This window comes from Bacillus sp. AFS001701 (genome assembly GCF_002559405.1).
GTDB lineage: Bacteria > Bacillota > Bacilli > Bacillales > Bacillaceae_G > Gottfriedia.
On sequence record NZ_NTZO01000542.1, the window covers coordinates 1 to 4256 of the forward strand.

Genomic DNA, 4256 nt, shown 5'->3' on the forward strand with positions numbered 1-4256 from the left:
AAATTATATAAATAATATGTTCTCGTGAGAATTTCGAAAAAATTATTAAGCCTAATAAAAAATAATTATTGATTTAAGAAAGGTTGCAATAGATTAATATCGAATAAAATAAGTTGATAATAAAAATTAGTGAAATCTTAAAACATCTTGTAAATAAAGATCTCTGATTGAAGTGTAAATCAAGTTACTTTCAAAAAAAGTTTAAGAAGACAATAAACATTAAGTATCACTACATTATTAATATTTTACATTAGTCTATCTTTAGACCAGTCCTATTTAAATTAAGAGTAAGCCTAAGAATGTAACATGAATGACTTCATTATTTAATAGATAGATTTATCCTTGTATAGTAACATTTAATTAAGGAGTTGAGGTGCTTGAGAAACAAAACTAAATACGTCTATTTAACACATAAGGTTCAAATAGAATCCACTGAAAAACTGGAAAAGCTATCCCAACTTACAGGGAAAACTAGTGCAGAATTAATCGAAAAAATGATAGAAGAAATGTATGATCTACATATAAATTCAAAGGAAAATGAAGAAGTTATTAATGAAATTCTTAACGATGAAAATTTATTTGAAGAAACTACAGATCAAGAAATAAGGGATGCAGAGTTAAGATGGCGAAACTCAAAACAAGGTATTAAAGATTTTAGTCAAAGAATGGAAGATTGGAAGAAAGAAGAAAAAAGGAAAAATGCTGAGAAAGCAAAAGAATATAAAAAGAAAATAGTTGATTGGGCTAGAGTCTGGGAAGAGTATTTAAGAAATTACTCTACTTCAATCAAGAAAAATAAAAAACATTATTTCAAGTATTTCAATCCGAATGATAGTGCTGAAGTTTGGAAGAAACAGATGAGAGAATATACAAAGCTTTGGCACCCTGATTATGCACCAGACCATGGGAATCCTCAAAAGTTTGGTGAAATGAAAGCTGAATATGATATTTTAAAGGGTAAAATTCCAACTGAAGAATATAGTTTATAAATTTATCGGTAATACATATAAAGATTCAAATGGATGCTTTCTATTTGTAAAAATAGTAAAAAGTAGTGGGACTAATATCGTTCCACTACTCACTTGACCTACTGTATTTAATCTTCTTTTGCACTATCCTCAGCAATTACTCTTAGTTCTTGATAAAAAAGGTCATGATTACATTCTGGATTTTCAGCTTGTTTATACTTGTCTACAATTTCAAGTAACTCACCAGTATCACCTTTTGCATTGATAATTTCTAATAGTTGATTCATATCGTCAGTGTATTCATCTTCTTTTTTCATTATAGACCCTCCATTCACATTTAGATGTTAATTATTATTCGCTAGCTTTATGAAAAAAATAGATCGTTTTTTGAAATATATAGACATCTAATGAAAGATTGAAGCTAGAAATTCATACAAACCCCACCATTTTAATAAAGTGTTGTTCTTGGCATTTCATACTTTTTTCAATTAATATTAAAATTTGAATTTTCTAGCGGAATAGTATAATTTGGATATAAATTATGATTACGAAAATACTATTGAATAACTATATACTGGAATAGGAGTATTCAAATCTTAATCATAAATGATTGAAAACTGGTGGGGGATTAAATATGAACTTTAACTTTAATGAAGAACATAACAGAAAAAATACAAATAGTACAAAGTGGGACTCAGTTGATCGAGTATTTGGATGTACGGATGTACTACCTTTATGGGTTGCCGATATGGATTTTGCTTGTGCACCCGGGATTGTAGAGGCTATAACGAAACGAGCACAACATCCTATTTATGGTTATGGACATATACCTGAAGAATTTTTTGAATCAGCAATGAATTGGGCTAGTAAACGTTTTAATACATCGATTAAAAGAGAATGGTTAACAAATGTACCTGGAGTGGTTCCAGCATTAAATTTAGCCATTGATGCTTTCACAAAACCTGGTGATGAAATCATCATTCAGCCACCAGTTTACTTTCCATTTTTCAGTACAATTAAAAATAATGGAAGAAACATCGTTGAAAATTCTTTAATTGAAGAAGATGGCTATTATTATATGGATTTAGAAGATCTAGAAAATAAAATTACTTCAAAAACTAAAATGATTATTCTATGTAGCCCGGCAAATCCTGTTGGAAGAGTCTGGACGAAAGAGGAATTATCAGGTTTATTCGAAATATGTAAAAAGAATAAAATTGTTGTAATAGCAGATGAAATTCATGCTGATTTAGTCTACAAGAAAGGTAGTCACATACCTTTTTATTCATTAAGTGAAGATGCAGCAAATATGAGTATTACATTTATGTCGCCAAGCAAAACATTCAATATTGCAGGTTTATTTTCGTCACTTGCTGTAATTCCAAATCAAGATTTATTTACAGAATTTTCTCATGCAATTGCTCGTGCTAGTTTAGAAAACTTAAATATTTTTGGAATTGAGGCAGTAATAGCAGCTTATAACGAAGGTGAAAAATGGCTTGATGAATTATTGATTTATTTAAAAGGGAACGCGGAGTTCATACATAATTATTTAAAAACAAATATTCCAGAAGTAAAAATGAGAGTTACAGAAGCGACGTACTTAGGGTGGCTTGATTTTAGAGGCTTAGGACTAAGAGGTGACCAATTAAACGAATTTATGATTAACGATGCTAAATTAGGTTTAAATGAAGGTCGCGGTTTTGGAATAAATGGGGATGGTTTTATGAGATTGAATTACGCTTGTACACGTAAAACATTAGAAGAAGCCATGACACGATTAGAGAATGCTGTAAAAGCTAGTAAGAAATAGAGAAGGAGATGGCATTATGACGTTAAAAATAACACCATGTATTGTTATGAGTGGGAATGCTAAAGAAGCGGTACATTTTTATGAAAAAGAACTTGAAGCAGAGGTTCTTAATATACAAACATACGGTGAAATGCCAATACCTTGTCCAGAAGCATTAAAAAATAGTGTTGCAAATGCAATTTTAAAAATCGGAGAAAGTGACCTTATGTTATTCGATGCGCCGATTCAATCGAATCCGATTATGGACAAAGATTTTCAACAAAATACACCTAATTATGAACATAAAAAAGTAGAAGTCACGATAAATCTTTCAATCGATAGTGTAGAAAAAACAAAGCGCATTTTTAATTCATTACAACAAGATGGACATGTTATTGCCCCGTTAGAAGCAGTACCATTTAGTCCCGCATTCGGAACAGTTACTGACAAGTTCGGCGTTACATTTATATTAATAACTCAAAAGTAAAAATACACATAATTTATTAGTTTGAAAGCAAAAATGGGGAGATTAGATGGATAAAATAAATGTTGAATTAGTAAAACAATTAATTAATGAACAATTTCCAATTTGGTCTCAATTAGAAATAAAGCCTGTAGAATTAAGTGGCAACGATAATAGAACGTTCCATTTAGGGGATAAGATGAGTGTAAGATTACCAAGCGCAGAATGCTACGTTCCTCAAGTTGAAAAAGAGCAAAAATGGTTACCTATTTTAGCGAATAAACTAAGTTTACCAGTTTCAAAACCACTAGCCAAAGGAAGTCCTAGTAAATACTTTCCTTGGCCATGGACGATCAATGAATGGATTGCTGGCGAATCTTTAAATAAAGAAAATATAAGTGATTTAAGTCAATTTGCAAAGGATTTAGGGCAATTTTTAAAGGAGTTCCAATCAATTGAGGCTCATGGAGGGCCGATTGCAGGAAAGCATAATTTCTTTAGAGGTGGAAGCTTGGCTGTTTACGACCAAGAAACTAGAGCTTCAATAGACCAAACGAAAGAGTTTTTTAACAAAGATTTACTAACAGAAATTTGGGAAACAGCTCTAAGCTCCAAATGGGAGAATGAACCAGTATGGGTGCATGGCGATATTGCACCTGGAAACTTACTTGTTAAAAATGGAAAGCTATTTGCAGTCATTGATTTTGGAATCCTTGGAGTAGGTGATCCATCATGTGATGTCGCAATGGCATGGACATTTTTCGATAATGATAGTAGAAATGTTTTTAAAAACAGTTTAAACTTTGATGAAAATACTTGGAATAGAGCGAGAGGTTGGGCTCTATGGAAGGCTTTAAATACATTTAATGCAAATAAAGATATTGCTGCATCAATTAGAGAAGAATCATTTAATACGATAAATGTCATCATGAATGATTTTACATCTTAATTAGATGAAAAATTTACGAGTTGCTTTAATAGTGACTCGTTTTTTTCTTTGTACTAAAGTGAGTGTGCAAATAAAAAAGCTCAA

General features: G+C 31.0%; 5 protein-coding genes. 4 read left to right on the forward strand and 1 reads right to left on the reverse strand.

The features are described from left to right. The first annotated feature begins 377 nt into the window (after positions 1-377). A complete protein-coding gene (locus CN514_RS22380) occupies positions 378-989 on the forward strand; it encodes a hypothetical protein (RefSeq protein WP_098234465.1) in 612 nt (203 codons plus the stop codon). A gap of 107 nt (positions 990-1096) precedes the next feature. Here CN514_RS22380 and CN514_RS22385 read toward each other — a convergent pair whose 3' ends face one another. Further along, on the reverse strand, positions 1097-1285 hold the full coding sequence (locus CN514_RS22385; protein ID WP_098172804.1) for a hypothetical protein: 189 nt from the start codon (positions 1283-1285) through the stop codon (positions 1097-1099). Positions 1286-1602: 317 nt separating this feature from the next. Between CN514_RS22385 and CN514_RS22390 the strand changes: the two genes are divergently transcribed. Genes CN514_RS22390 through CN514_RS22400 form a run of 3 tightly spaced genes read left to right on the forward strand, consistent with a single transcriptional unit; the run spans position 1603 to position 4172 of the window. After that, entirely contained in the window at positions 1603-2781 is a 1179-nt protein-coding gene (locus CN514_RS22390; protein ID WP_098234466.1) for a MalY/PatB family protein, read from the forward strand. Positions 2782-2797: 16 nt separating this feature from the next. Further along, entirely contained in the window at positions 2798-3247 is a 450-nt protein-coding gene (locus CN514_RS22395; RefSeq protein ID WP_098234467.1) for a VOC family protein, read from the forward strand. Positions 3248-3293: 46 nt separating this feature from the next. Continuing rightward, positions 3294-4172 carry an aminoglycoside phosphotransferase family protein gene (locus CN514_RS22400; protein ID WP_098234468.1) on the forward strand — a complete coding sequence of 293 codons (879 nt, stop codon included), beginning with the start codon at positions 3294-3296 and terminating at the stop codon, positions 4170-4172. Positions 4173-4256: the final 84 nt, after the last annotated feature.